Source organism: Peribacillus sp. P4_C12 (assembly GCF_056402095.1).
This window is the reverse complement of the sequence record NZ_JBFUIB010000571.1, coordinates 1-2,196: the sequence shown is the minus strand read 5'-3', so window position 1 is coordinate 2,196 and position 2,196 is coordinate 1. Positions and strand designations below refer to the sequence as shown.

The 2,196-nt window shown below is 37.1% G+C and carries 3 protein-coding genes; 2 read left to right on the top strand and 1 reads right to left on the bottom strand.

Features of this window, described 5'->3' with window-relative positions:
* Window positions 1-1,100 (bottom strand): MFS transporter (locus AC1DUW_RS26605; protein ID WP_477643905.1); only part of this gene is annotated, 1,100 nt, incomplete at its 3' end.
* 177 nt (window positions 1,101-1,277) lie between these two features.
* Between AC1DUW_RS26605 and AC1DUW_RS26600 the strand changes: the two genes are divergently transcribed.
* Window positions 1,278-1,640 (top strand): winged helix-turn-helix transcriptional regulator, encoded by a 363-nt coding sequence (locus AC1DUW_RS26600; RefSeq protein WP_477643904.1) that lies wholly within the window; start codon window positions 1,278-1,280, stop codon window positions 1,638-1,640.
* 332 nt (window positions 1,641-1,972) lie between these two features.
* The coding region (locus AC1DUW_RS26595) for a hypothetical protein (RefSeq protein WP_477643903.1) at window positions 1,973-2,196 on the top strand (224 nt) is incomplete at its 3' end.

The window sequence follows — 2,196 nt, the reverse complement described above, 5'->3', positions numbered from 1 at the left end:
GTATGGATGAGCCCGATAGAATCCGTAATGATTCCACCTAAGTAGGCACCAATAGCAATTCCTGCATTAAAGGYAGCAATATTGATAGCAGACGCCACGTCAACTGCACTCGGGACAAAACGCTCAGCTAATGTCACAACATAGACTTGAAGTCCTGGCACATTCATGAAGGCAAATAACCCCATAAAAATAATAGTAATTAAACCAGCTACCTTAAACGGAGCCGTGAAAGATAAAATCACCAGTACAATAGCCTGTATAAGAAACATATAGAATAGGGCATTAATAGGATTGCGATTAGCTAGCTTTCCGCCAATTGTGTTCCCTATAGCAATGGCCACTCCATAAACTAGCAAAATTACGGCAACTGTTCCTTCTTTAAATCCTGTCACCTGCTGTAACAAGGGAGATAAATAAGTAAAGACAACGAATGTACCTCCATATCCTAATGCTGTAATAATGAATACAAGCAGTAAGCGACCATTTGTTACTAATTTGATTTGATCACGGAACGTGGTGCGAGTAGCTTTTTGTAAATCAGACGGAACAAGAATGCTGTTCCCAAGGAAAGCAATTATGCCGATTGCCACAATAATAATAAAAGCAAATCTCCAACCAAAATGTTGCCCTATAAAAGTTCCAAAAGGAACACCTGTCACAGTCGCTACCGTTAGCCCTGTAAACATAATGGCAATCGCACTCGCTCTGCGATTTTCAGGTACTAAATCTGCTGCAATCGTAGCACCTATTGACATGAAAACACCATGAGCTAAGGCAGAGATGACACGGGCTGTCAGTAATACCCCGATGCCAGTAGCACTAGCCGCAAGCGTATTTCCAGCTATAAACACAATCATAATCCAGAGTAATAAAGATTTGCGAGACATATTAGATGTTAGAGATGTCAGAATAGGTGCTCCGAACATTACTCCTAAAGCATATAAGGAAACTGTTAATCCGGCAGTTGTCACTGTAATGTGTAGATCTTTTGAAATTAGTGGTAACAGTCCCACACTAATAAACTCTGTTGTTCCAATTGCAAAGGCACTGATTGCTAATGCCAGCAATGCCAACGTACTTCTTTTTTTATCTATAATCATAATATCTTCTCCTCCTAATGATTTGTTCTATCATGAAATTGCTTAAAGCAATAAAATGTACCGTGTTAATCGGTGACAAATGTTATTATGATATATAATAGAATTAAAAAACAGTACGTACTTTTAAGTGATATAGGCACCTTAAAGTTCCTATAAAGTAAGGAGAGTTAATAAAGTATGCAGAAAAAGAAGTACAATATTTCAGTCGAAGCTACACTAGAGGTACTAGGTGGAAAATGGAAATGTGTGATTCTTTGCCATCTAACACATGGTAAAAAACGTACAAGCGAATTAAAACGTCTTATGCCAAACATTACGCAAAAAATGTTGACCCAACAATTACGTGAGTTAGAAAAAGACGGAGTGATCAATCGGATCGTTTACAACCAAGTTCCGCCCAAAGTTGAATATGAACTTAGTGAATATGGACAGAGTTTAGAAAGTATTTTAACCGCGCTATGTACGTGGGGAGAAAATCATATAACCAAAGTATATGGGGATAAATTTGYCGTTCTTGAGGAAAGTATATTAAATGATTAAAGTAATTCACTTAAATTAAATGTGAATGTACTTAATTAAGAATCTAAAAACACCAAAAACGAAATCCACTATAGGGGGATTTCGTTTTTGGTTAGGGAAAAATGAGTGCCAAGTAAATGAGTCACTTCCTGATCAAATAAATAAAGCCACCCTAGATTGAATCTAGCATATTCCATATTCCCATATCGAATCAATCAAACTTAGCAACACACTGGATTGCCATTTTTCCATGGTCATGAGATTGCCTAACATGCTTTTATTAGTTCTTTTTCTTTTGGTATAATAGCATGATCGTATAAAAACCAAATCAATTAAAAGTCATAAATAAACTCATGTTATTAATATTAGGATTAGGCGGAGCGATTATTTCCACCGTACTAATCGCCATATATACAAGCATAGGCGTTAACATGAATCAGTATGGCTGGCTAGGTTCTATTGCGATACTTATCTTTTTATTTGTTTGGTATAGAAACAAGTTGCAGTTCAGTGGATGGTACACTGGAAATGGGAGAGAAAAGCTGCCCAAAAAGGTCTCACAGGCACTGATCCTGTG